This window comes from Amycolatopsis sp. NBC_01488 (assembly GCF_036227105.1).
Lineage (GTDB): Bacteria > Actinomycetota > Actinomycetes > Mycobacteriales > Pseudonocardiaceae > Amycolatopsis.
Window position 1 is genome coordinate 6,156,599 of the sequence record NZ_CP109434.1, and the last position, 24,711, is coordinate 6,181,309.

The 24,711-nt window shown below is 68.6% G+C and carries 20 protein-coding genes and 4 pseudogenes; 8 read left to right on the top strand and 16 right to left on the bottom strand.

Annotated elements, in window-relative coordinates:
• Position 1 precedes the first annotated feature (1 nt).
• A complete protein-coding gene (locus OG738_RS29175) occupies positions 2–433 on the bottom strand; it encodes a very short patch repair endonuclease (RefSeq protein ID WP_329056881.1) in 432 nt (143 codons plus the stop codon).
• Positions 434–879: 446 nt separating this feature from the next.
• Between OG738_RS29175 and OG738_RS29180 the strand changes: the two genes are divergently transcribed.
• The gene (locus OG738_RS29180) at positions 880–1,344 is read left to right on the top strand and encodes a hypothetical protein (RefSeq protein ID WP_329045642.1); all 465 of its coding nucleotides are present in this window, start codon (positions 880–882) and stop codon (positions 1,342–1,344) included.
• Positions 1,341–2,087: a hypothetical protein gene (locus OG738_RS29185; RefSeq protein WP_329045644.1), complete on the top strand. Its 747-nt coding sequence runs from the start codon at positions 1,341–1,343 to the stop codon at positions 2,085–2,087. Before OG738_RS29180 ends, OG738_RS29185 begins: the two co-directional genes overlap by 4 nt.
• A gap of 186 nt (positions 2,088–2,273) precedes the next feature.
• Here OG738_RS29185 and OG738_RS29190 read toward each other — a convergent pair whose 3' ends face one another.
• Positions 2,274–2,801: a TetR/AcrR family transcriptional regulator gene (locus OG738_RS29190; protein ID WP_329045645.1), complete on the bottom strand. Its 528-nt coding sequence runs from the start codon at positions 2,799–2,801 to the stop codon at positions 2,274–2,276.
• A 153-nt stretch (positions 2,802–2,954) separates the two neighbouring features.
• On the opposite strand from OG738_RS29190, the gene OG738_RS29195 reads away from it, so the two are divergent.
• Positions 2,955–3,929 (top strand): SDR family NAD(P)-dependent oxidoreductase, encoded by a 975-nt coding sequence (locus OG738_RS29195; RefSeq protein ID WP_329045646.1) that lies wholly within the window; start codon positions 2,955–2,957, stop codon positions 3,927–3,929.
• Positions 3,930–4,280: 351 nt separating this feature from the next.
• Here OG738_RS29195 and OG738_RS29200 read toward each other — a convergent pair.
• From OG738_RS29200 to OG738_RS29245, 10 genes and pseudogenes are all read right to left on the bottom strand, one after another.
• Positions 4,281–5,569, bottom strand: a pseudogene (locus tag OG738_RS29200) (IS256 family transposase).
• A gap of 599 nt (positions 5,570–6,168) precedes the next feature.
• Positions 6,169–8,841 (bottom strand): RICIN domain-containing protein, encoded by a 2,673-nt coding sequence (locus tag OG738_RS29205; protein WP_329045648.1) that lies wholly within the window; start codon positions 8,839–8,841, stop codon positions 6,169–6,171.
• A gap of 675 nt (positions 8,842–9,516) precedes the next feature.
• A pseudogene (locus tag OG738_RS29210) lies at positions 9,517–9,815 on the bottom strand (IS110 family transposase); the annotation flags it as partial.
• Positions 9,816–10,028: 213 nt separating this feature from the next.
• Positions 10,029–10,184 carry a hypothetical protein gene (locus tag OG738_RS29215; RefSeq protein WP_329045651.1) on the bottom strand — a complete coding sequence of 52 codons (156 nt, stop codon included), beginning with the start codon at positions 10,182–10,184 and terminating at the stop codon, positions 10,029–10,031.
• Positions 10,185–10,243: 59 nt separating this feature from the next.
• Complete coding sequence (locus OG738_RS29220) at positions 10,244–10,675, bottom strand: aconitase X swivel domain-containing protein (protein ID WP_329045653.1); 432 nt, start codon at positions 10,673–10,675, stop codon at positions 10,244–10,246.
• Positions 10,672–11,949 carry an aconitase X catalytic domain-containing protein gene (locus OG738_RS29225; protein ID WP_329045654.1) on the bottom strand — a complete coding sequence of 426 codons (1,278 nt, stop codon included), beginning with the start codon at positions 11,947–11,949 and terminating at the stop codon, positions 10,672–10,674. The genes OG738_RS29220 and OG738_RS29225 overlap by 4 nt, the downstream gene beginning before the upstream one ends.
• Positions 11,946–13,283 (bottom strand): MFS transporter, encoded by a 1,338-nt coding sequence (locus tag OG738_RS29230; RefSeq protein ID WP_329045655.1) that lies wholly within the window; start codon positions 13,281–13,283, stop codon positions 11,946–11,948. The genes OG738_RS29225 and OG738_RS29230 overlap by 4 nt, the downstream gene beginning before the upstream one ends.
• Before the next feature lie 26 nt (positions 13,284–13,309).
• Positions 13,310–14,956 carry a dihydroxy-acid dehydratase gene (ilvD, locus tag OG738_RS29235; RefSeq protein WP_329045656.1) on the bottom strand — a complete coding sequence of 549 codons (1,647 nt, stop codon included), beginning with the start codon at positions 14,954–14,956 and terminating at the stop codon, positions 13,310–13,312.
• A 14-nt stretch (positions 14,957–14,970) separates the two neighbouring features.
• Positions 14,971–16,260 (bottom strand): FAD-dependent oxidoreductase, encoded by a 1,290-nt coding sequence (locus OG738_RS29240; protein WP_329045658.1) that lies wholly within the window; start codon positions 16,258–16,260, stop codon positions 14,971–14,973.
• 77 nt (positions 16,261–16,337) lie between these two features.
• Positions 16,338–17,282: a LysR family transcriptional regulator gene (locus OG738_RS29245; protein WP_329045659.1), complete on the bottom strand. Its 945-nt coding sequence runs from the start codon at positions 17,280–17,282 to the stop codon at positions 16,338–16,340.
• 446 nt (positions 17,283–17,728) lie between these two features.
• Between OG738_RS29245 and OG738_RS29250 the strand changes: the two genes are divergently transcribed.
• Entirely contained in the window at positions 17,729–18,970 is a 1,242-nt protein-coding gene (locus tag OG738_RS29250; protein ID WP_329045660.1) for an ROK family transcriptional regulator, read from the top strand.
• Positions 18,971–19,285: 315 nt separating this feature from the next.
• On the opposite strand, the pseudogene OG738_RS29255 reads toward OG738_RS29250, so the two are convergent.
• Positions 19,286–19,423: pseudogene (locus tag OG738_RS29255) on the bottom strand (ATP-binding protein); the annotation flags it as partial.
• A 149-nt stretch (positions 19,424–19,572) separates the two neighbouring features.
• Between OG738_RS29255 and OG738_RS29260 the strand changes: the two are divergent.
• Positions 19,573–19,722: pseudogene (locus OG738_RS29260) on the top strand (2Fe-2S iron-sulfur cluster-binding protein); the annotation flags it as partial.
• A 50-nt stretch (positions 19,723–19,772) separates the two neighbouring features.
• Positions 19,773–19,994 (top strand): hypothetical protein, encoded by a 222-nt coding sequence (locus OG738_RS29265; protein WP_329045662.1) that lies wholly within the window; start codon positions 19,773–19,775, stop codon positions 19,992–19,994.
• Between the two features lie 245 nt (positions 19,995–20,239).
• On the opposite strand, the gene OG738_RS29270 is transcribed toward OG738_RS29265, so the two are convergent.
• On the bottom strand, positions 20,240–21,364 hold the full coding sequence (locus tag OG738_RS29270; RefSeq protein WP_442875948.1) for an IS701 family transposase: 1,125 nt from the start codon (positions 21,362–21,364) through the stop codon (positions 20,240–20,242).
• Positions 21,365–21,985: 621 nt separating this feature from the next.
• The gene (locus OG738_RS29275) at positions 21,986–22,189 is read right to left on the bottom strand and encodes a hypothetical protein (RefSeq protein WP_329045663.1); all 204 of its coding nucleotides are present in this window, start codon (positions 22,187–22,189) and stop codon (positions 21,986–21,988) included.
• A gap of 197 nt (positions 22,190–22,386) precedes the next feature.
• Between OG738_RS29275 and OG738_RS29280 the strand changes: the two genes are divergently transcribed.
• Positions 22,387–22,668, top strand: coding sequence for a hypothetical protein (locus OG738_RS29280; protein WP_329045666.1), 282 nt, complete (start codon positions 22,387–22,389; stop codon positions 22,666–22,668).
• A 175-nt stretch (positions 22,669–22,843) separates the two neighbouring features.
• Positions 22,844–23,914: a class I SAM-dependent methyltransferase gene (locus OG738_RS29285; protein ID WP_329045667.1), complete on the top strand. Its 1,071-nt coding sequence runs from the start codon at positions 22,844–22,846 to the stop codon at positions 23,912–23,914.
• A 288-nt stretch (positions 23,915–24,202) separates the two neighbouring features.
• On the opposite strand, the gene OG738_RS29290 is transcribed toward OG738_RS29285, so the two are convergent.
• Complete coding sequence (locus OG738_RS29290; protein WP_329045668.1) at positions 24,203–24,610, bottom strand: histone-like nucleoid-structuring protein Lsr2; 408 nt, start codon at positions 24,608–24,610, stop codon at positions 24,203–24,205.
• Positions 24,611–24,711 lie beyond the last annotated feature (101 nt).

The following is a 24,711-nucleotide window of genomic DNA, read 5'->3' on the forward strand; positions in this document are numbered from 1 at the left end:
GCTAATCTTCGTCAGGTGCCGCTGCGAAGCGGCGGCGGGTGCTTCGCTTCACCGTCAGCTTTCTCGCGCGGGTGACATGCTCCAAACGTGTTGCGGCTTCGACAGGATCTTCGTGCTCCCAGATTCTGACGACCAACCACCCCATCGCAGCCAAGACAGCGTCGGTATCGCGGTCACGCCTGGCGATACCGCGGAGTTTGAGCCGCCACCAGCTCCTGTTCGCAACGGGAAGGTGACCGTGTTCGGGGCAGGAGTGCCAGAAACAACCGTCGACGAAGACTGCGATGCGCGTGCCTCGCAGGAGCACATCGACCCGACGGCGCCGATTCCCGCCTGGAACCGGCTGGTCGACGATGAATCGAAGACCTCGGCGGTGTAGCGCACGCCGGAGCGCGATCTCCGGCCGGGTGCCTGACCTCCTGGTCCGGCGCATCACGGTGGAAGCGGCTGCAGATGACGCCGGCGGTGCGGGACCGGGATCCAGGTGTCGGTACACACGAGGACTCTCTCAGCAAGGTCCGACAGAATCAGCCGCTTCCGCTTGCACTGGAAGCGGGGACCGGGCAGGCGCTGTCTGCCGCAGCCGATCGGGCAACTTCGGTTGTCCAAGCGACTTGTATGCCGTTCGCAGATTCGTGTGGTCGGGCAGAGTGCTTCGTCAGCCAGCGCAGCCGTGACTACAGCTGCAGGTCAACCGCGAACCTCAAGGTGGGGTTATAGATCAACTCGGTCCTCGGACACAAATACGTGGGAGATCTCCCAAACCACAGAGTAACTGGCCCGCTACGGCAGGTTTTCTCGCGTTCAGCTCCCGCCGGTCTCGGCTACGCTGATCTTGAACGCGCCCTCCCTTCGCGCAGCACGCCGGGGAGGTGTCGCATGACCCGCATCCCCTCAGTGGCCCTGCCCGGCCGGATCACTGCGCCGGACCCGGAACGCGTGGCCTCCGCGCCTGTGCCGATGGGCTTGCCGCCGTTGCGTGATCTTCATGCGTTCGATGATCCGCGGTTGTCTATCGCGCTGATGGACGGGGGAGGGCGGCTGCAGGACCGTGGCGCCGTCGCCGCCCTCGGCTGGAGCCCGGGAGATCGCCTGCTGATCACCCGCGTCCGGACCTCGGTGGTGATCCGCCGGCGTCCGGACGGGGTGTTCGTCATGCCCCGCAAGCCCTACGTCGCGCTCCCCGCGCCGGTGCGCCGCGGCTGTGGAGCCCTGGCGGGCAGCCGTCTGCTGCTGGTCGCCGATCCCGTGCACGACGTGCTCATCGTGCATCCGGAAGCCGCCGTGCAGGCAATGCTGCGCACTTTCCACACCTCCCTCGCCGCCCCCGAGGAGGCTTCATGACCGCCACCACCGAAGACCTCGAAGCGGCGCGGCTGCTGCTGTCGCGCCTCGGCGTCGATCCCGCCGACCTCATCGGTGACGCACACACCAGCAACACCGACGACGAGCGCCCGCCGATGCCGACATTGGGCGAATGGATCCCCGTCGTCGCGGGCCTCGTGTCGCCGAGCACGGCCAGTTCCTACGGGTCGTACTGGAAGAAGGCCGAAGCCAGGTGGGGCGAGCGGCCCATGGACACGATCACGGCCACCGAGATCAAGGCGATGGCCGAGCACGTCCGCAGCACCGCCCGTGTCCGCCGCAACTCCGGCGGCGGACGCAACGCCGCGGAGAACTTCATCGCCGCCATGCGCTGCCTCTACAAGCACCTGGTCAACGACGGACGCCTCGACGAGCGCGCCAACCCCGCCATGCGCGTCACCAAGCCGCGGCGCAACGCCTCAACACGCCGGGCCCTCGCGTCCGACCGGGTCGACGAGCTCAACGACATCGTTTCCAGCACCGGCGACGACCCGGAGCTGGACGCTTTGGTCTGCCGGCTGCACGAGGAGAGCGCCTGCCGCCGTGGCGGTGCACTCGCCTTGCGCCGCCAGGCTGAACGCGACCGACCCGCGGTCCACCACCGGGCCCAGATCGGCAACCGGCAGGGGGAACCACGGGTTCGGCGCTATGCCTTCGCTCCGACAGGAGCAGCGACGCGACAAATCTCCTCCCACGGCCAGCGAAATGTTGATCTTATGTGACCTGCAGGTTTGCGTGTTGTCTCACGGGGATGTCGCCAAGATCAGTCTCAAGTCCCTGGCATATCTTCAGACGTGGTGCTGAGTGGCACCGTCTCGAAGAGTGGCTGCAGCGCCTGCCAGATTCCGGTGCCGTCCACATTCGTCGGTTCTGAGGTTGTGCGGCTGACCGCGCCGTGACAGGGGAGTTCAGCGAGTGTAGTAGAGGTCGATCGCGGTGGTCATCCGCGCTCGGAACTCGTCACGGGTGCGCACATCGTGTTTGATACCCGTCGCCGTGCTGAGCAGGGTCTTGGCCACGTCGGTCGGCGGGACCTGGATGCGGGTGGGATGGTCGTCGGTGGCGGCGAGGGCGTCGGTGACGATCGCGAGGAAGCGCTTCGGGTACTCGACCGGCATCGTGCCCAGCAGTTCGGGGTTCGAGTCGATCAGTATGCCGATCTCCTCGGCCATTGGTCCGACATAGCGGCCGGCCCAGTGGTCGAAAGCCTCGATCAGCCGCTCGCACAGCGGCCGGTCGGAATCGGCGAGGGCCAGTTGCGCCGCCGTGACACTGTCCTCGAGCGCGTGCTCCACGGCGGCCCGGAACAGCTCGGGCTTGGACGAGAAGTAGAAGTACAGGCCAGGTCGTGAGATGTCCGCGGCCTTCGCCACATCGTCCATCGACGCCTTGCGGTAGCCGTAGCGGGCGAAGACCAGCAAGGCCGCGTCCAGCACGTGAGTACGCCGATCGATGCCGCTCACAACCCTCCTCACGTCACGGACTGGGGGTATTCGCCACGCGACTGTATTCACCATACCTACTATACAAACTATGGGTAACTTGTATAGTACGTTGGTAGCGCCGTCATCAACTCTCTGGAGGTACCGATGTCTCGCACATCGCTGATCAGTACTGCTTTCGACGCCACCAGCACCGCTGAGGATGTCGTCGCCGGACTCGACCTCGCCGACGTCCGCGCCATCGTCACCGGCGCCACATCGGGCCTCGGTCGCGAGACGGCCCGCGCGCTCGCCAGCACCGGCGCCGAAGTCACCATCGCCGTGCGCAACACCGACGCCGGCACCGAGGTTGCCAACAACATCGCCGCCACCACGGGGAACGGCGCCGTCCACGTCGCCTACCTCGAACTCGCCGACCCCGCCACGATCACCCGCTTCGTCGACGACTGGGACGGCCCGCTCCATCTGTTGATCAACAATGCCGGCATCATGGCCTCGGTGCTGGCCAGAACCCCGCGCGGGTGGGAACTGCAGTTCGCGACCAACCATCTCGGCCACTTCGCCCTGGCCGTTGGCCTGCACGACGCCCTCGCCGCCGGCGCGGCCGAGCGTGGCGAAGCCCGGATCGTCGCGCTGACCTCCGGGGCGCACATGTACTCACCCGTGGTGTTCGACGACATCCACTTCACCCACCGCGCCTACGACCCCCAGCTCGCCTACGGGCAGTCCAAGACGGCGAACTCACTGTTCGCCGTGGAAGCCACCCGACGATGGACGGCCGACGGAATCGTCGCCAACGCGGTCAACCCTGGGGGCGTTTCTACTGGCCTGCAACGGGACTTCACCCAGGACATGAAAGACCACCTCGACCGGCTGGAAGCCGCAGGCGTCTTCGCGTACAAGAGCGTCCAGCAAGGCGCCGCCACCACCCTGGTCGCCGCGACCGCTCCCGAGTTCGCCAACAGTGGAGGCCGCTACCTCGACGACGGCAACGAAGCCGGCACCGTGCCCGACGATGCCGAACTGCACGGCAACAGCCATGCCGTCAAGCGATGGGCACTCGACCCCGACGCCGCCCAGAAACTGTGGCAGGTCTCCCTCGACCTGATCCATCAGTACTGACGAAAACCGGACACTCCGTCCAGTTGTCTCAGTTACCTGGCGGATCCGCCAATCGCCCGCCGTCGCAAATGAGAATCCGCCATGAAGTTTGAGACCCTACACCGCCTGTAAGGTCTCACGGCGCATGACATGTCGATCTTGTGTGACCTGGGGTTTCTCGGCTGTCTCACGACGGTGTCACCCATGATCAGTCTCAAGTCCGTGGCATTTCCTCGCCCGACACCGGCCAGGTCTGCAGTCGTCCAACCCATCAACGGCATGACCGCTATCGGCTCCGGACCGAAGGCGTGGTCCTCTGTGTCTCGCCGTCCGGCTGCAGAGCAATAGTCAAGACCTGTGGATGAAGATCTTTTAGGCGGCTGCGGGTGGGGTGTGTTCGGTGGGGCGTTCGACGAGTTTGCCTGCCTCGAACCGTGCGCCGGCACGGACGAGGGCGACCAGGTGGGGCGCGTTGACCGCGCGCCAGCGAGCCTGGGCCGCTTCGATGAGCTTGAATGCCATCGCCAACCCCGCCGCGCGGGAGCCAGGACCCTTGGTGACCTTGGTGCGGTGCCGCACGGTGGCGAAGGTTGACTCGATCGGGTTCGTGGTCCGCAGGTGGATCCAGTGCTCGGCCGGATAGTCGTAGAACGCCAGCAGCACGTCAATGTCGTCGGTGATCTTGGCGGCGGCCTTGGGGAACTTCGCGCCGTAGGCGGCATCGAACGCCTTCACCGCGTCCAGGGCGTGCCGGCGGTCTTCGGCGTTCCAGATCTGCGCGAGGGCCTTCTTCGCCCCGGGATGCGCGGACTTGGGCAGCGCCGCCAGCACGTTGGCGATCTTGTGGAACCAGCAGCGCTGCTCCCGGGTCTCGGGAAACACCTCCCGCAGCGCGCCCCAGAACCCCAGTGCCCCGTCGCCCGCGGCCAGCACCGGGGCACGCATCCCGCGGCGGCGGGCATCGCGCAGCAGATCCGCCCAGGACTCGGCCGACTCGCGGTACCCGTCAGCCAGCGCGACGAGCTCCTTGCGGCCGTCGGCGCGCACCCCGATCATCACCAGCAGGCACAGTTTCTGCTCTTCCAGGCGGATGTTGACGTGGATCCCGTCCGCCCACAGATAAACAAAGTCCACAGTGGACAGATCACGTTCGGCGAAGGCGCGTTGTTCGGCCTTCCACTGCTCGGTCAGCTTCGTGATCACCGGACCCGACAGGCCCTTCGCCGACCCGAGGAACTGACCCAGCGCCGGCACGAAGTCCCCCGAGGACAGGCCGTGCAGGTACAGCAAGGGCAGCACCTCGGTGATCTTCGGGGTCTTGCGTGCCCACGGCGGCAGGATCGCCGAGGAGACCGCTCGCGTTCGCCGGTGTCGGGGTCGATGCGCTTGTCGTTGACCCGCGGCGCGGTCACCTGCACCGCGCCCGCGCTGGTCAGCACCTCGCGCGGTTCGTGGTGACCGTTGCGCACCACCAGGCGATGCCCGTTCTCATCACGCTCGCCGGCGAACCGGGCGATATAGGCCTCGACCTCGGCCTGCAACGCCTCGGCCAGCATCCGCCGCGCGCCTTCACGCACCAGCTCATCGATCACCGACGACACGGACGAGCCGCCCGCCGCACCATCATCACCAGCAGCAGGATCAGGGACTACGCTCAGCATCGGGTCGTACCTTCCCGGCCGACGTTGGCGCGTCGGCCATGCTTGGAAACCTCAACCGGTCACCGGGAAGGTACGCCCCCTTCCCAGCCATCCACAGGTTTCAAGCATTGCTCCGGCTGCATCCAGCTGGAGTGGAACAGCGACGGCAACCCCGTACATCGACTTCGTGACCCCGGGCAGCGGGGACCATTCCCGCCACGGTTCCGGTGCACCTCAGGCTGGTCCGTTCCGGCGCGACCTGCACTGGCTACTGCTCGACGGACGGTCAGAACTGGGCGATGGTCGGCACCGCGACCCTGCGGGGGGAGGCCGCGACCCAGGCGGCAAGCTCGACCGGCAAACGGCTTGGACGGCGGCGACGACTTCTCCGCCGGCGCGTTGGAGGGACGTGTGAGCACGGCCGGGTTGGACAACCTCACGCCGGCCCGCACGGAAGGCTTGCAGCAGTTCGTCGGGGAACCAGCGCGCACTCGCCCGGAGTCGTTGTCCCACAAGCAGATTCGGCGACTGGGCGAGTGCGCGCGGGCAGACTACGACCGGCGGCGGGAGTGGCACGCGAACCTGGGGCCACTGCAGCAGGCGAGAACCGGGTTGTCCGGTCAGGCCCGGTTCAGTTGCCACTGCTGGTTGGCCCCGCCGTTGGCGGTCCACTGCACGACCTGCGCCCCGTCGCTCGTCGCCGCACCGGAGACGTCCGCCACCAGTCCGCTGTCGTGGCTGACGATGGTGTAGTAGCCGTTGCCGGTGGACCGCAGATACCACATCTGGTTGGTGCCGCCGTTGGCCGTCCACTGCTGCAGTTGCAGCCCGGCCGTGCTGCTGCTGGCGTTGACGTCGAGCACCTTTCCGCTCGGGACGTACTGGAGGGTGTAGGAGCCGTCGGAGGTCGTGGCGATGGTCCAGGTGGCGGTGCCGCTCTGCTGGACCACCTTGGCGCCGTCCGCGGTGGAGTTGCCCGCGACAGCGAGCGGCTTGCCGCTGTTGCGGTTGACGACGTGGTAGGTGCCCGGTGCGGGTCCGCCTCCGCCGCTTCCGGTGAGGTTGAAGTACTCCACCGCGTCGGTGAAGACGGGGCTACCGGACTTCGTGGTCGACAGCTGCAGGTACACGCGGTTGCCGGTGGCCGGGGTGGTGAAGGACACCGGCTGGGTGACCCGCGAGCCGAGCGGGACGGTCAGGGTCGTGCTTCCGGACGCGACGATCGCGCCGTCCGGCGCGTCGAGCCGCGCCGTCCAGGTGAAGCCCACCGAAGTGTCGGCGAGGTCGTCGTTGAAGACGGTGATGGTGCGGGTGACCGTGGCGTTCCGGGCGTAGTTGGGCACGGCCTGCGGCAGGGGGAAGGTGCCGTTGGAGTCCGAGGTGCCGGAGGCGGACCAGTACGGGAGGTCGACCGCGGCCACCGGGTTGAACGCCGCCTGCACGCGCTGGATCTGCGGGTTGCTCCAGGGGTCCGGGAGGTTGTCCGCGCCGTAAATGGGGCGACCGCCCTCCTCCGGGGTGAAGTCGGTGGTCCGCACTCCGGGCACGACGCCGGCCCAGGCGGACAGCAGCGTGTACGGACGCAGGTCGGTGGCGTTCTTGCCGCGCTTGGCCAGGGTTGCCGTGGCGAACCACTCGAAGCCCTGCTTGGTGTTGCATGCCGGCCAGATGTACTCGCCCTCGCCGTCGGGCCGACCGTTCACGGTGATCAGGCCTTCCCCGTACCGGCCGAAGCCGTCGACGTAGTGCGGGATCACCGCGAAGTTGGCGTACGCCATCCCGGGATACCCGTTGACATTCGCGCCGACGCCCAGCTCGACAATGACCGGCCGGGTGCCGTCGGCGCCGTTGATCGCCGCGTACAGGTCCTTCTCGAACTGTTCGGAATCCTGGCCGCTCTGGTTCGGCTCGTTGGCCTGGCTCCAGCGGATGACCGCGGGGTGGTTGCGGTCGCGCAGGACCAGCGCACGGGCGTGGTTGACCATGTTGTCGTGCCCGGCGATCCAGTCCTGCCCGGATTGGGAGCCGCGGATCGCGGTCTCGTCGATGATCATCAGGCCCATCTCGTCGGCCACGTCGAGCATGTACGGGCTGGCCGGCTCCTGGTGGACGCGCAGCACGTTGAAATTCAGCCGCTGGTAGTTGTCCACCGTCTGGGGCCAGCCGCCGTTGCCGGACGACGGGGGCAGGAAGCCGGGCAGCGTGTCGTACGCGTCGCCCTTGCCGCCGTTGTTGATCCGGTCGTAGTCGGCACCCTGGAGGTTGTCGCCGCGGAAGTTCACGCGCACGCCGTTGAGGTAGTAGTAGTCACCGTTCTGGGTGGCCTCCCGGAAGCCGAACCGGTACGTGGCGTCGCTGGTGTGCCCGTCATCGGTGACGGCGTGCACCGTCAGCCGGTGCAGCTGCGCCCGGTACCCCGGCCGGTACGGCACGTTGGGCCACCAGTACGAGGTGCTGTCGAGGTTCCACGCGACCGGCCCGACGGTCACGGTCGCGGTCGAGTGGGCCGCCACGGTGACCGTACGGCTGGGCAGTTCCGGGTAGCTGAAAGCCGTTCCGTTGTCGGACGACAGCGACCCGGTCAACGTCACCGACCGGGAACTGCCCGACGTGTTGCGCACCGACACGTCGTAGCTCAACGTCTTGTTCGCCACCGACGTACGCACGAATGTGTCGCTGACGGACACCGCCGGGTACGTCCGCAGGAACGCCGAACGGTAGATCCCCTGGGGGACCGCCTCGGACCACTCGGCGGCGTCGGGCACCAGGTACCGGCCGTTGGATGCCTTCAACGCGCCGCGGCCCTTCACGTCGACGCTGATCGTGTGGGTGCTGCCGGGGGCCGCGTAGGCGGTGATGTCGAAATTCGACGGCGTGAACGCCGTGGTCTGCGTCGCCACCACCCGGCCGTCGACCGACAGCGCCGCCTGGTGATCGACCGCCCCGAACTCGATCCACGTCGACTGCGGCTGACCCGAGTCGGGCACGGTGATGGTGCGCGAGTACACCGCCTCGTTCACGTCGGTGAAGCCCTGCTTGTACCAGCCGCCGCCGGGCACGGTGATCGAGGTCGCCCCCCGACCCGTCGGCGTGAAACTCCACGTCCCGGCCAGGTCGACCGAGGCGATCGCGGCGGCGCCGGCAGCTGCGGCCGCGGGGGCCGGCGGTGTTGCGACGGCCGGCTGTGCTGCGGCGGCGGGGTGTACCGTGTCGATGATCGCGAGGAGTGTGGCGCCGGCCAGCGCTGCGCGGGCGAAGCGCTGGGATAGCGTGCGAGGGCTGTTCTGACGCATCAAGAAATCCCTTTCGCGGGTGTCGCGTCTACGGGGATACACCGATCATCGGACCCATCGCCACTACCGCCGGGGCCGCCAAAATGGAGAGGTCCACTATGGACTCGTCTACCGGCTTCATGCCCGCGGAGCAGAGCATCGGTCGGTAAGCAATCATGTTCGAACCGGTTCGGACAGAACGATAAGCGGGGTCGACTTGTGGTGTCAAACATGTCTATGGCTTGCGACGAAAAAGAGCGCAATCCCGTGAAACTTTCAGGCCGCAACTGGGCGCCCCGCCGTCGGCGGTCCACTGGATGACCTGTGCCCGTCGTTAGTTGCGGCGCCGGAGACGTCGGCCAGCGCTAGCAGTTGGCGCGGCGCGGGTTCCGACGGTCGCGATGCGGGCGGGTGTTGGTGGATGCCACCGGTGATCAATCCGGCCTGTACGAGCGCGGTCACCGCGTCGGCGTTCACCGTGTTGTTGGTTGTCTCCGACTGTTGTTGGCACTCGGCGTCGCCATTGGTGTTCACAACTTCGTACTGGTGTGCGTCCGTCATCGCTTCGAGCTCCGCCAACACCCGGAACGCCGTCGCCCGGCTTGGTGCTGGCACCACGCCTTCACCGAACCTGGCGACCGTTCGCGCGTTAGTTCGGGTGATGTTCCGTTATGGAGGCAACAGCCCGCCTGGTCATCGGGCGCGGCCGGGGTAGAGGTCGGCGATGCGCGCATCGCCAGCCCGGGCAGGTAGGCCACCTGATGGCCCGCGGCGCGGGCGACCGCAACCGGCAGTGCCCCGATCGTGGCCGGTTGGTCAACCACGACCAGCAGCGGCCCGTGCGCGGCGAGCTTGTCGAACAGCGCCCGCAATTTCGGTTCGGTGTTGGGCAGCGGCCCGTCGTGCAGCCGCTTGCCGTCCGGGTCGAGACCGACCGCGTGGTGGGCGTCTTTGCCGACGTCCAGGCCGAGGAACACGCTGAAACTGCTGCTCATCCACCAAGCCTTCGTTCGCCGCGACGTGGTCACCGATCGGGCATCGAGCGCCGGCACCCACGTTACGACGAGACCTACCAGTCGGTGGCCGTGTCCCTATTCAGCGGTCCCTCGATGCCACCAGACCCGGTGACACCATCCCCCCCGGATCATGCGTTCGACTGGGGGCGCTAGTCATGCCGGGCCTGGTGACCACAGCTCCTTGATCAGGAACTACGAAGAAGGTAACGGGGGACCGGTGAGCGCTGGCGGGATTTCCATGACTTTGGTGTAGCCGGTGGCGAGAGTGGCGGACAACCCCGTGCCGAGACCGGACAGCACCGTGATCATGTCGCGCAGCGAACCCTGGTCACGCCTCTGGGGCCCCATGTTCGTGCCAGGTTACCGGCTGTTCGGCGCTGGCGGTCGATCCGGCGGAGCTGCGGCGGCTAGCGCGGCCGTCGCATGCCGTCGTCTCTCTGGACGATTTCGACGAACCCGTGGTCGGCGTCGAGGCGGAGGCGGTCGCCGGTGCGGATGACCTCGACCGGGTCGCGGTCGAGGTCGCTGAGTGCGGGCACCCGGGTCACCACCGCGCCCAGCGCCGCTTTCGTCGTCATGACGGTGAAGATCATTCCCGCCGGCGCGGTGCCCAGCAGGCGGGTCGACTGGAAGAACGCCGACCAGCCCGACGATCCCTTCGCGCCGGGGAAGACGAGGATCTTGCCGGCGAAACACACTCCGTGCAGCTCGTGGCGGCGCTCGGTGATCGTCCCGGTGGCCGGGTCGATGCCGCCCCAGCCGGAGATCGTCTCGTGGGAAACCAGGGCCTCGCCTTCGACGGACCCGGGTACGACGGTCCGCCCGCGCAGGATCGTCATCGCAGCCCGCCTCGCCAGCGACCGGCGACCGCGGCGTCCACGCAGTCCTCCAGGGAGCCGAACCACGCCTCGATCCCGAGGATCGCGGGCAGGTAGTGCGCCTGTTTCGCCGAGTCGGTGGCGAAGACGCGGGTGCCCGGGGGCGCGACGCGGGACATCGCCGGGCACGAGTCGGCGAGCAGTTTCCCGCCCGCCGCCTCGATCACGGCCGTGTAGCCGCTGCGGTCCGCCACCGCCTTGAGGGCCCGCGGCGCCATGATCCACAGCTGCGTCCCCGAGTGCAGCCGCTTGCCGTCCAGCGCGCGGGCGGCGGCCCGGATCTGGTCGATCGACGCGTGCGGGCAGCCCAGCAGGACGAAGTCGACGTCGGTCGAGCGGCCCTGGTCGTTCAGGGTTTCGTAGATCTCGCGCCGCTCCGAGAGTCCATAGTGGACGGATTCGGGTGCCGGGCCGTCGAAGGCCGCTTCGACCGTCGGCGCCTCGGGCGTGATCCCCGGCAGGTGGTAGAGCTCGACCCCGCCGGAAGACGCCGCGGCCGCGCCGAAGTGCTTGAGGTCGACGAGGTCGGGGCGCGCGAACTCCCCGGTGATCACCGGCCGTTCGTCCTGGACCAGCCGGCCGGCGAAGTAGCCGAGCATGCCCCAGTCCAGGAAGTCGCGGACGCCCGCGTCGACCTCGATCAGGTGCGTACCGAACCGGTTCTCCGGCAGGTGGTTGCCCCAGCACGGAATCTTCCCGGTCAGCGCCGCCGCGCCGGTCGACGTCCCGCCTTCGCAGTTGGTTCGCGCACCGAGCACGGAGTTGGCGTACACGACCGCGGAGGACTCCATCCACGCGCAGTGCTCGCCGCGGACCGGGAGGTTGCCGACCTGGTAGGGCGTGCAGGTGGCCAGGATGTTCACCCCGCGCTTGCCGTAGAACGCTTCGGCGTCGGTCTGCAGCTCGACGAACTCCTTGGGGTAGGGCACCACGCCCACCGAGTCCGGGCCGAAGCCCTGTTGCAGCTGGCAGGTGGGGACCCGCATGTCGGGGATCTCGACGATGTCGTCACAGTCGAGGTTGAGCACCGCGAAGGCCTTGTTCCAGCCGCCCTCGGCCACGAGCTTCGCCTTCACCGGAGACGGCTGGGTGCTCGTGCCGGCCACGTTCCGGGTATCGCACAGCCGGTATGCGCCCAGGGCGTCGCCGTAGCGGATGAGCAGGTCCATCGCCGCCGCTACCGCGGGTCCGTCGGTGCCGTCGCGCATCGCCTTCTCGTCGTCGGTGAGGATCACCGTGCCACCTCCCGCTCGGCCACCGGGGCGGGTTCGGCGACGCCGTTGGTCTCCGGACCCCCGCGCACGGCCGCGAACATCAGCAGCCCGCCGAAGACGATCAGCGCGATCGGGGTGAACTCGTACGGCATGATCGAGCTGAGGCCCAGCAGCCAGAAGGTGTAGAGACCCGGCAGGATCAGCCCGAACATGTACCCGATGCCGTACCCGCTCGCCCGCACGGAAGCCGGGAACCGCTCGTTGAGGTACACGAGGATGACGCCGAGCGGCGCGGACGGCAGGACCTTCGCCACGACGGCGATCAGCCCGATCACCCACGCCGGCGCACCCGCGCGGGCGGCGACCGCCAGCAGCGCGAACGCGCCGCCCACGACGAATGTGAGCACAAGTGCCCAGCGCATCAGCAGCGCGCGCCGCCCGATCCGCTGGCCGACCGCGGCGAGCACCAGGATCAGGATCATCGTGAGGACCGAGCTGATGATCTCGACCGTGGAGGACAGCCGCGGGCTTTGGTCCAGCACCTGCACCAGCAGCGTCGGGAGGAACGACACCGACATCTGGGTGGCGAACCAGTAGCCGCAGGTGAACAAGAAGACGCTGACGAACAGAGAGCGGTGCGTCGTGAACAGTTCCATCACCGGTTGCCGTCCCTTGCGGCGCTGGGCGAACACCGAGTCGTCTTCCTTCACGCCGCGGTAGTGCCACAGGTACACCAGGCCGAGCACGAAGCCGAGGAGGAACGGGATCCGCCAGCCCCAGGTCAGGAAACCGCTGTGCGGCAGCACGTCGAGCAGGCCGAGCAGGAGCAGGTTGATCACCAGGAACGAGCCGGGCGCCGCGACGCCGATGAGCCCGCCAACACGGCCGCGTCGCGCGGGCTTCGCCTGTTCCAGCGCGAGCGGGATCGGTGCTGCGTAGCCGCCGGCGAGGAAGATCCCGCCGATCAGCCGGAGCACGGCGAACACGGCGATCGCGCCGTAGTCCCACGCCGCGTATCCGGGCAGCAGCCCGATGAGCAGGGTGACGATGGTGAAGCCCCAGCCGCTGATCATGGTGACGGGTTTGCGGCCGATCCGGTCGGACAGGTTGCCGAAGATGACGCTGCCGATCGGTCGCGCGAGCAGCCCGATCGTGAACAGCAGCGTGGTGAACGTCGCGCGGATCGCCGGCGACAGGTTCGCGGGCATGAAGTAGGCCATGGCGGCCGGCAGCACGAGCGCCGGGAGGTACACGTCGAAGCTGTCGACGAACATCGAGAACGCGCCGCCGCGGGCGGAGCGCCGTTCGTCGGCCTCGGTGAGGACGGTGGACGGGGGGACTTCGGGCAGCGCCATTGCGGCCTCCTGATCGTGGGGGAGCGCTAGGGACGGAGCACGGCTCCTCGGCCGAGGGGGCGCACGGTGCGCCGGTAGACCGACAACCAGCCGGTTTCGTGGTGGTCCGCAACGGGTTCCGGGTTCCTCGCCGCGAGCTCGCCGGGTTCGACGCGGAGGTCGCAGGCCCGCGCCGGCAGGTCGATGTGGATGGTGTCGCCGTCGCGGACGAGGGACAGGGGACCGCCGTCGGCGGCTTCGGGACGGACCTCGCCCACCACGATGCCGCGGTTGACGAGACCGGACAACTGGCCGTCGGTGACCACCGCGACCTGGCCGGTGAGCCCGGCGCGGTCGAGGGCGAAGACGATCTGCGACGCCATGCCCATGCCGGGCCGGCCCCGCGGACCGAGCCCGCGGACGACCACGACGTCACCCGCGGTGATGCTCCCGTCCGCCAGTGCGGCGACCGCGGCCTCCTGGCTTTCGAAACACCGAGCGGGTCCGGTGAACGCGGCCGGGCGGTCGTCGCCGACCGCGAGCTTGACGATCCCGCCGTCGGGGGTCAGCGATCCGCGCAGGACCACGATCAACGGCTCGGCGGCGAACGGCCGGCCGACGGGCCGGATGACTTCCGGGTCCGCGACCTCGGCGTCCCGGACGTTGTCGCCCACCGTGCCGCCGCTGACGGTCAGCGGCGTCGGATCGATCAGGTCGCCCAGCTGTTTGAGCACGGCCCGCGCGCCGCCCGCGGCGTCGAACTGCTCGATGCGATGCGGCCCGTTCGGCCGGACCGCGGACAGTACCGGGGTTTCCGGCCCGAACTCGGCGTAGAGGCCGAGGACGTCGACGTCCACATCGGACTCTTCCGCGATCGCCTGGAGGTGCTTGACGGTGTTGATCGACGCGCCCACGGAGAGGGCTACCCGGACGGCGTTGCGGAACGCGGCGGCCGTCATGATCCGGCGCGGGCGCAGGTCCTCGTCGACCAGCTGCACGATGCGCTTCGCGGCGGCGTCGGCCGCCGCCCACATCGACGGCGAGTTCGCCGCGACGGGGGTGGTGCCGGGCAGCGCCATGCCGAGTGCTTCGGCGACGACGTGCATCGAATTGGCCGTGCCCATGCCCGGGCACACCCCGGGGCCGCCGACGGCGCTGTCGCTCATCTCGGCAAGTTCGTCCACAGTAGACGTACCGCAGGCGTGGAGGAAGACGTCTTCGATGTCGCAGTGGCCGCCGCGGAAGCAGCCGCTGGGCTGGTAGCCGCAGGCCACGAGCAGGGTCGGGAGGTCCAGCCGCCCGGCGGCCATCAGCTGGGCCGGTGCGGTCTTGTCGCAGCTGGCCAGGCACACCATCCCGTCCAGCTGCGCACCCTCGACGCCGACCTCGATGTCGTTCACGATGAGGTCCCGCGCCGACAGGATGTACCCGCCGCCGTGCCCGGCCGAGTGGATGAAGTCGCTCGGCGCGGTCGTGCGCACCTCGAACGCCAGTCCGCCGGCGGCGGCGATCCCCTTCTTGACCCGCGCCGCGATCGCGTCGAGGTGGCTGAAGCAGATCGCCAGGTCCGACGAGGAGTTGACGACGGCGATCTTCGGCTTGCGGAGGTCTTCGTCGGTGAGCCCGAGTGCCCGCCACTGCGCGCGGCGGGTCGCCCAGCGGACCGTGCCGGGCGGGAAATCGCTGCGTACCAAGGGTCTTCCTCCGGTCAGCTGTCGAGGTTGCGGGTCAGGCGGGTGGCCAGTTCGCCGTGGTCGATGTCGTGCACGCTGTCCTTGCCCGCCAGATCCAGGGCGTGCGCTGCGGCCATGCCCATCGCCCCGCACGGGCCCATGACGCGCACGCTCGACAGCGCGGCCGCGTCACCGTCGACGCACCGGCCCGCGACCAGGACGTTGTGGACCTCGGGTGGGGTCATCGAGCGCAGCGGGACGTAGTGCACATGCTCGGGCCCGAACGTCTCCCACACGTAGCCCTCGGCTGTGTCGTGCAGCTCCACCGGCCATGCGGTCCGCGCGACCGCGTCGGGAAAGCGCGTTCCGGCCCGCACCTCGTCGATGGTCAGCTGGTGCACCCCCTGCGCCCAGCGCGTCTGCCGCCGGCCGGGGAGTCCGTAGGCCCGGACCCGGGCGCGCCCGAACGCCTCGGGGAACTCCGCCCGCAGGAATGCCACCACCCGGTCGGCCTGGGCCTTGCCTTCGAGCTGCGCGTGCGCCGCGGCGATCGGCTCGAGCGGGGCCTCGATGTGCGTCATGTTGAGCACGGCCGTTCCCCGGCCGGGGAAGTGGAAGGCGAGCCCGTCGTGCCGGCGCAGGCCGTACTGCCCGGCTTTGGCGCCGACGCGCTCGGCCAGCTCGGCCGGTTCGGGTGCGTCCTGCTCGGCGACGTGCTCGACGACGAGCTGTTGCGAGCCGTAGATCTCGCGCTCCGGCAGGCGGCACGGCAGTCCCGCTTCCCAGACCAGGGAAGCGTCCCCGCTCGCGTCGACGAACCCGGTGGCGGCGACGTCGACCGGGCCGTACCTGGTCGCGAAGGTGACCGAGTCGATCCGGTCACCGTCCCGGATGACGCCGGTGATCGCCGCGCCGGTGACCACCCGGATGCCGTGCTCCCGCACGGTGTCCTCGACCCATCGGCCGAGCACCACTTCGTCGTAGCCGACGGTGAGCGTGTGCCGCCGCTGCCGGAACAGATCGCCGGTGGCGCCCAGGTCGCGGAAGATGTCGTCGAAGATCCCGTGCGTCAGCTGGCGGTAGTCCGGGGCGTTCCCGAACACCCCGCAGAACAACCCGATCAGCGAGTTGACCATCTGCCCGCCGAGCACCGGCAGCGCGTCGACGAGCACGACGTCGCGGCCGAGCCGGACCGATTCGATCGCTGCGGACAACCCGGCGATGCCGGCGCCCACGACGCAGACGTCGGCGGTGACCTGGTGGGCGCCGGTGCCGGCGGGCTTGCGGACGGTGTGGACCTTCAGCTCGGTGAGGGGGTGCGGCATGGCTCACACGCTAGGTCGCGCTCCCGGGCCCCCGGAAATAGAGAATCGCGCTGCGGAAGTATCAGCTCGGGTTATACCTAGAGGTCCCGCGCGAGGTCGGTCAGCACGGTGCGGAGCCATCGGTGGGCCGGGTCGCCGTCGTAGCCGGCGTGCCACCAGAACCGTTCGACGATCGGTTCCGGATCACCGGGACACGGCAGGACCCGCAGGCCGAGCCGGCCGGCGACGCGCGTCGCAAGGCGTTCCTGCAGCAGCGCGACGCGGTCGGTGCCCGCGACGAAATGGGGCACGGCCTGATAGCTCTCGACGCGGACCCGGATGCGCGGCTGGATGCCGAAGAGCGCGAGCTGGCGGCCCATCGGAGCGGCGGGCGGGAACCCGCGATCCGGCTGGAACGGCGCGACCCACGGCAGCGCGGCGAGCTGCTCGAGGCTGAGCTCGTCGCCCCGCACCGGCGAGTTCGCCGCGTCGACGACGCAGACCCAGCGGTCGGTGAACAACGCGACCGAGCGCACGTCGGGCAGCTCGAACCGGCTGACCGGGGGCGCGACCATCCCGTCGATCAGCCGGATCGTGTCGGTGATGTCGCTGGCGAACGCCTCCCGGACCAGCCGGACGTGCAGCTGGACGTCCGGCGCCCGCGCCGCGAGCAGCGCGGACAGCCGCGAACCCAGTACCTCGATCGTGTAGTCCGCCATGACCAGCGTGAACTCGCGGGCGGACGCGCCGGGGTCGAAGTCGTGGCCGGTGCCGAAGAGCCGCTCCGCGCCGGTGCACACCGCCTCGACCTGGTCGGCCAGCTGCGTTGCCAGCGCGGACAGCACGTAGCCGTTCCCGGACCGCACCAGCAATTCGTCGCCGAAGTGCCGGCGCAACCGCGCGAGCGCGGCACTCGCCGCGGGCTGCGACACCCCGAGCCGGGCCGCCGCCCGGGTGACGTTCCGCTCCCGGAGCAGCTCTCGCAGGACCACCAGCAGGTTGAGGTCCAGGTTCGCCAGGTGAACGGCGGAGTGCCTCGCCACGGTGGGACTATAAACCAGACTGACACCCTTCGCAGCGACTGCCCGGGGAGAATGACCGGCATGACCGTGACAGGACGCCCGGAACTCGTCGCCCTCGACGCGACGGACATCGCGGCGCTCGCCGCCTTCTACGCCGACCTGACCGGCTGGCGCACCGTCTGAGACGTGGACGGCCCAATCACCCTGCGTGCTGATGACGGGCAAGAGATCGCCTTCCACCAGGTTGCCGAGCACATTCCGCCACAATGGCCAGGTCAGGAGCGCCCCAGCAAGCCCACCTCGACGTCATCGTCGACAACCCCGGCCACCCGGCGGCGCCGCACAACCCAGCGGGGCGTCCAGCCCGGCGGCAGGCTGCCGGTGGCCGGACGCGGCGGCATCGCAGGATTGCGCGAGGGGCGCGATGGTGCGAGCCTGGCCAGAACACTCTACGCATCGGACACGACATGGAATTGCTGACGCCCTGGGACGGTTCGAGGGTCGGGTTGGATCAGGATGAAATGCGTCGGCACAATCGCGGTGCTTTTCTTCGCCTTGTGCACCTGAGCGGCGAAATCTCGCGGGCTGACCTCGCGAGACGGATGAACCTCAATCGAAGCACGATCAAGACGCTGACGGCGGAACTGAGCGCGGCGGGCCTGGTCCGGGAAGTGTCGCAGACGGACAACCGTCACCAGGGCCGCCCGTCGCTCATTGTGCGGCCGGAGACTCAGCGATTCCACGTATTGGCGTTCGACGTCGCGGTGGACCGGTTGGTCGCCGCCCGGATCGGGCTCGGCGGTGTCATCCTGGACCGCAAGGTCGCTTTCCGGCGCCGGTCCGGAGTCGATCTCGACTATGTGGTCACGACGCTCGCGGAGCTCGGCCGCCAGTTGGCCGAGGCGGCGCCGTCGACGTCGACTTGCGTGGGACTGGGGGCCTCGTACTGCGGAATGATCCGTCCCGACGACGGAACCGTCCGTTTCGGTCCCGACCTCGGATGGGTTGATCAGGCGTTCGGCGCCGAACTGGCACGCCGGCTTGGGTTGGGCCTGCGGGTGCCGGTGGGAAACGAGGCGCATCTCGGAGCGCTCGCGGAGCACCTTCGCGGGGCCGGGGCGGGGGTGCAGAACCTCGTCTACCTGCACGGCGACGTCGGCGTCGGTGGTGGGATCATCGTCGGCGGCACGGTGCTGGACGGCGACGCGGGGTACGGCTGCGAGCTGGGCCACATGGTCGTCAACCCGCACGGCGGGCGGCCTTGTGGCTGCGGCTCCAGCGGGTGCCTGGAGGCGGAAGCCGGTGAGCGGGCCTTGCTGGACGCCGCGCGCCGACCGGCGGAGGTCTTCGGGCGTGACGCCGTGCGGGCGGTGGCCGACGACGCGGCCGCGGGCGATGCCGACGCGCGAGACGCGCTCGATTACGTGGGGGATTGGCTGGGCATCGGCGTGGCGAATCTCATCAATCTCTTCAATCCCGCCGTGGTCGTCTTCGGCGGAATGTTGCGGGACGTGTACGCCGGTGTATTGCCGCGAGTACGCAGTCGCGTCGCACGCAATGTGCTGCCGGTGGCGAAGGAAAAAGCGCGCCTGAGCGTGTCAGCTCTTGGGGACGACACCACCCTGATCGGCGCCGGCGAGCTCGGATTCTCGCGGCTGCTGCGCGATCCATTGAGGGACACATCGCGGATTTCGCCGGCGGCTTGGTGATCCGGCCGGGCGTGTCACTCGGGAGCGAACGACATGCGCGACGCGCGGCGGCCTGGCTCGCGATACCTGCCGCGAACAACGCCTCCGCCGGACCGACCGTGAGGCGGTGCGGAGCAGTCCGAGCCGGCTCGGGTCGTGGCCGGCCGGCCGGTCGGCGACCTGCCAGGCCAGGGTGGACGGTCGGCGAGGGCAGCGATCCGGCTGGGCAGGGCACCGGCCCCCGACCCTGCGAGGCCGCCCCGGACGTCGACCGCTCTCTTCTGCCGTTGACCGTGCACTACTGATCGTGGATCGCGTACCTGAGCCAGTACAAGCTCAGAGCTCGTGGCGTGGCGGCCAGATGACGATGGTGGTTCCGCGGCCCGTGGTGTCGGCGACGCTGATGGCCCCGCGGTGAGCGGTGACGGTCTCTCGCGCGATGGCGAGGCCGAGACCGCTCGTCCCGCTCGCACGGTCCCGACTGCCGTCGAGGCGACGAACCGATCGAAGACCCGGTCACGGGCCTCGGCCGGGATGCCCGGGCCGTCGTCGGCGATTTCGAGGACCGCGCGCTCGACGGTGCCTGCCGTTCTGATGTGGACAGTCGCCTCCGCGTGCCAGGAGGCACCTGCGGTACCTGCGAGACCGCCGTCCTGTCCGGGAAGCCGGATCACCGTGACTCGGTCCTCACCGACGACGAGCGGGAGGCCGGCGACACGATGACGATCTGCGTGTCCCGCTCGTGCTCGCCCCGTCTTGTCCTCGATCTCTGACCACGCAGGAGACACCCATGCCCGCCCCCACAGGAAACAGGGCGGTCCCCGTGCTCGACGTCGACCTGTTCGCCGACACCAACCTCGTGGATCCGTATCCCATGCACGAGGACCTACGCGAGTCCGGCGCCGTGGTCTACCTCGAGCGCTACCGGGTTTGGGCCATGGCTCGGCACGCGGAGGTGTATGCCGCGCTGACCGACTACGAGACATTCTGCTCCAGCGTCGGGGGGCGGATTCGTTCTCGGAGTGCGCTGTCAGCACCAGCGTGAACCACGTCGTCACAACATTTCAGCGGCGACACGCAACTGGTGCGCTGGTCCGCTTCGTCCGTCGCGGCTCTAATACGGCAGCCGCAGTCTGGGATGTTTGTCGCGTTGTCGCTGGTAGTGGCCGTGGCGGGCGCGGGTTTGGTGGCGTCGTCGCCACAGTGACCAGTGATCGGTGTGTTCTGGTGGGTGGACGGGGTCGGTGCCGGTGGCCAAGAGTCGTCTGATTTCATTGCAGGATAAGGGAATTAACTGTTCTGCAGTGTCGGAGGTGCCCCCTTTTCGATGCGGGACCGTTCATCGTGGGCGGTGGTGGCGAGGAACGCGGCGGCGAGCATGGACAGGGTGATGTGCCGGTACCACGCCTGGTATTTGCGGACCTGGTAGTGGTCCAAGCCGGTCTCGTTCTTGGCGAACTGGAACGTTTCCTCCACCGCCCAACGGGATCCGGCGACCCGGACGAGCTCGGCAACGGGGACGGGGTAGGTGGAGTGGCAGATGTAGTAGGCCAGCTCGGTGGGTTTGCTGATCGAGCGGCGAACCAGCAGCTGATGCCCGCCGGTGGTGGCGGGGTCGAGCAGCAGCCAGTCGTAGAGCCGGTGTCCTTTGCTGCCGATCCCGGCGGAGAGGCGTTGCCAGCCCTTGCGCGGTGCCGCAGCGGCGAGCTCGTCAGCCCGCAACGTCCCGGCCGGGGTGCCGAAGCGGTGATCACACGAGATGGCCATGACGTAGTTCAGTCCGGCCTGTTCGCACCAGCTGCGCAGTCCGGGGTTGTCGCCGTAGGCCTCGTCGGCGGTGAACCACTCGAGGTCGGAGCCGGTGTCGAGCAGCCGTTCCAGCATCCGCTGGGCGAGCTGGGGTTTGGTCGCGAACGTCACGGTGTCGGCGATCCCGGCCTCACGGCAGCGCTCGGGATCCTCGGTCCACGACTTGGGCAGGTAGAGTTCTCGGTCGATCAACGCGCGTCCCTTGACCGAGACGTAGGTCAGGAACACGCCGAGCTGGCAGTTCTCGATCCGTCCGGCGGTGCCGGAATACTGCCGCTGCACTCCGGCGGATTTGGTGCCCTTCTTCAGGAATCCGGTCTCGTCGGCCACTGCGACCCCACTGCGGTCGCCGAGGTGGGTCAGCACATGGCCGCGCAGATCGTCGCGGACCGCGTCGGCGTCCCAGCGGTAGAAGTTCAGCAACCGTTGCATACCGTCGGGGCACAGGTCGCCGGCCTGCTCAGCGATCGTCCACGAGTTCTTCCGCTCCGCCTTCGACAGCAGCCCCAGCACATACATCCGGGCCCGCCGCCGTGAGTCCGCCTGCGCGAAACGCCCCGCGACCAGCGCGAACACGTCATCGAACCCGGCCTGCCACCGAGCCAGACGATCATCAACTACAGTTCTCGACGCGGCCACCGCGTCTTCTTCGAGATCCAACACACCTTGAAGTCGATCACGCGGTGGCCGCCTTCATGACCACGACACGCCGCCAGGTCACACACTGCGGCTGCCGTACTAAGGGGTTCGGTCGGGGAGTCCGTTGGATCTGAAATGTTACCAATCGATGCTTCAGTGCACTGAAGTGATGGCTGACGCTTTTCTGTAGAAAGATGAAGTTTTGCCCTGTTGCTCGCTGTCACACTAACGGGTGATAGTGGTGAGGATCTTGGTGCGTCTAGCTTTCCCTTTGCCGCTCATTCCGCAGCGGCCGCCTTCTGCGCTGGCCGCTGTTCCGAAGCCCGTGGATTTCGGGGCGGACGCGGCGAAATCGACGGACCTCGCGATCGACGGGTGGGGCGACGCCCAGGGCTACCACCTCGACGTCGGGCGGGAAAAGTCCGGATTCGCCTGGCAGGAAGCCGCCCTGATCAGCCCCGAAGGCGTCGACGACTCATCGTGGATCGGGTACCAGTGCCTCTCCGGGGACGGACGCTTCGCGGCGGTGGCGGTGCTGCCGGCGTCGGTAGTCAACCGGCAAGCGGCTCGTGACCATGGCGCGCTCGCCTACTCCGTGGACTTGGCGAGCGGCCTGGTGCGCCCACTCGCCACCGGCGTCGGGCTGAAGTACTTCTCGCCGGGCTGCGGCACCGGCGACGAGGCCGTGTTCAGCCTGGACACCGGCGTCAACGACCAGAACACACAACTGCTGAGCGCGAACTTGGCAACCGGCAAAATCGACGCCGCCATCACGACGTCCGGACAGGTCACGTCCGCGGTGCCGACGGCGAGCAGGATCGTCGGCGCCGCCGGCCCGCGGCTGGTGTCCGTCTCCGGTAACGGAAAGTCCGTGGTCGTGGCAACGGAGAGCGGCGACGTCTACGACCTGCGCCCGGCTGCCGACGGGGGAGTGAACTTCCTCCCTCGCCGGCCGCACGCTCACGATCGGGGACGCGCGGGCGGAGCTGGTGAGCCTGGAGGTGTGGTCGACTCAGCTCGTCCTGAATCTCGCGCACGTCGACGTCGAACCACGCCGGGTGCGGGAGCGCTTCGGAGCCCACTGGCGCGGATGGGACGACGCGGGAACCCAGTACCAGGGCGGCCGCAGCAGCGGCGGCGGGTCACATTCGTTGTACACCGAGCGGCGGGTGTTCGAGCCCGGCCCACCGGAGGAAGCACGGGTCGCCACGCTGGTTCTCGAGTCCGGGGACGACCGGGCCACGGTCCCGATCGAGCTGCCCGCGGAGTGACGCGACCGGCCGGCGGCGCGCAGTCGATGACCACGATCCGGCCGCCCGGGCGGAGCAGCCGGCCGACGTGCGCGAGGTAGCCGGCCGCGTCCGGGGCGAGCTCGCGGGGTCAGCACGCAACTCCGTTCGTTCGACGGTGCACGTCCGAGTGGTCTGCGCGTTAGGATCCGCCTCCATGATCGAGGACGACGCACCAGCCGATCCGGTCGCCTGCCGCCGCCCGGCCTACCTGAAGGACCTGGCCGGCGGCGTGGATCGGTTCTTCGAGCCTCGCCGCACCAGCTGTCCGTGGTGTGACTCTGATGCACTTCGTGGCCGGTTGCGCACGACCGACTTGCTGCAGCACAAGCCGGGCCGGTTCGTGCTCGACGAATGCCGGGAGTGCGGGCACGTCTTTCAGAACCCCCGGCTGAATCCGGCCGGGCTCGAGTTCTACTACCGGGACTGCTATGACGGGCTCGGCGAAAAGAACATGACGGGGATGTTCGAAGGCAACCGGGCGGGTTATCGCTCCCGGGTCGAGCTGGTCCGGGACATCGGCGCATCGGGTGAGTGGCTCGACGTCGGCATGGGGCACGGACATTTCTGCAAGGAAGCCGCCGCGGTGCTGCCGGGTGTCGAGTTCGACGGTCTCGATCTCGGCGACGGGGTGGAGCTGGCGCGTCGGCAGGGCTGGATCCGTACCGGCTATCGGGGCTTGTTCGTGGACTTGGCCGAGGATCTCGCCGGGCGCTACGACGTGGTCAGCATGTACCACTACCTGGAACACACCGCGGAACCCAAGCGAGAGCTGGCGGCGGCGATGGCGGTGTTGCGGCCTGGTGGGCTGCTGGCGATCGAGCTGCCCGATCCGGAATGTCGCTGGGCGAAGATGCTCGGCCGGTGGTGGATGCCGTGGCTGCAACCCCAGCATCTGAACCTGATGCCGATCGGCAACCTCCGTGCGGAGCTGGCGAGCCGCGGATTCACGGTGGTCGCCGAGCAACGTGCCGAGCCCCATGCTGCGATCGACGTGCTGGCCGCGTCGATCATGGCGGTCAACGCCCTGACCATCGCCGGGGAGGATCTTCCGTGGCGGGACGCTCCGCCAACGCGGTGGCGGCGGATCCTGCGCAGGGCCACGTTCGTCGTGTGCGTGCCGCTGTTCGTACTGGCCGCGGCGGTGGACCGGGTCAGCGCACCGTTCGGCCGGCAGCGCGGGTGGTCCAACGCGTATCGGGTGGTGGCTCGCCGGGATGCCGCATAGCCCGCCCCTTTTCGATTGTCGACGCGTGAAGCTACGATCCTGGCCGGGTCTTCCCGCTGGTGAACCCGATCGACAACCAGGACCACCTCGTTTCACTGGGCGCCGTTCCCCACCTACGGCCCCAGCCTCGTCGACCTGCGACACCGGCCTCGATCCGACGATACCCCCGTTGTTGACCACCTCGTCGAGGTGGCCAAAGGGACCGTCGATCCACTTCACCGCCTCAGCGGACGCTGCCCACGGCGGTGACGTCGAGGACTTCCGGGTTGGTCGTCGCCGGGCACGCCACTACTTCTTCGCGGCGGCGACCTTCTTGCGCGGTGCGCGTTTGCGGGCCGGGGCCGGTTCGGCGGCTTGTCGCTGGGCTTCCTCGTACGCGCTGACGATTTCGGAAGACAGCCGGCCTCGTTCGGAGACCTCGTAGCCGGTCTCACTCGCCCAGGCCCGGATCGCGCGGGACCGTTCGCGGTCAGCCGAGTTGACTGTCGTTGACTGGCCGGTCGCGACGCGCATTTTGCGGCCGCCGGTCTTGCGGCCCGCGGCGATGAAGCGGGCGAGTTCCCCGCGCAGAGCGGCGGCGTTGTCGTCGGACAGGTCGATCTCGTAGCTGACGCCGTCGAGGCCGAACGGGATAGTGTGGGCGGCGGCACTGCCATCGAGGTCGTCCAGCATCTCGACAAGTACTTTTTGCGCCATGTAAATTCTCCAGTAGGTTGACCGTGTGCCCTTGATTATTGGCGCACGATGTATGGGAACGATAGATATCATACATACCGATCGGTATTGCCGCAATTGTG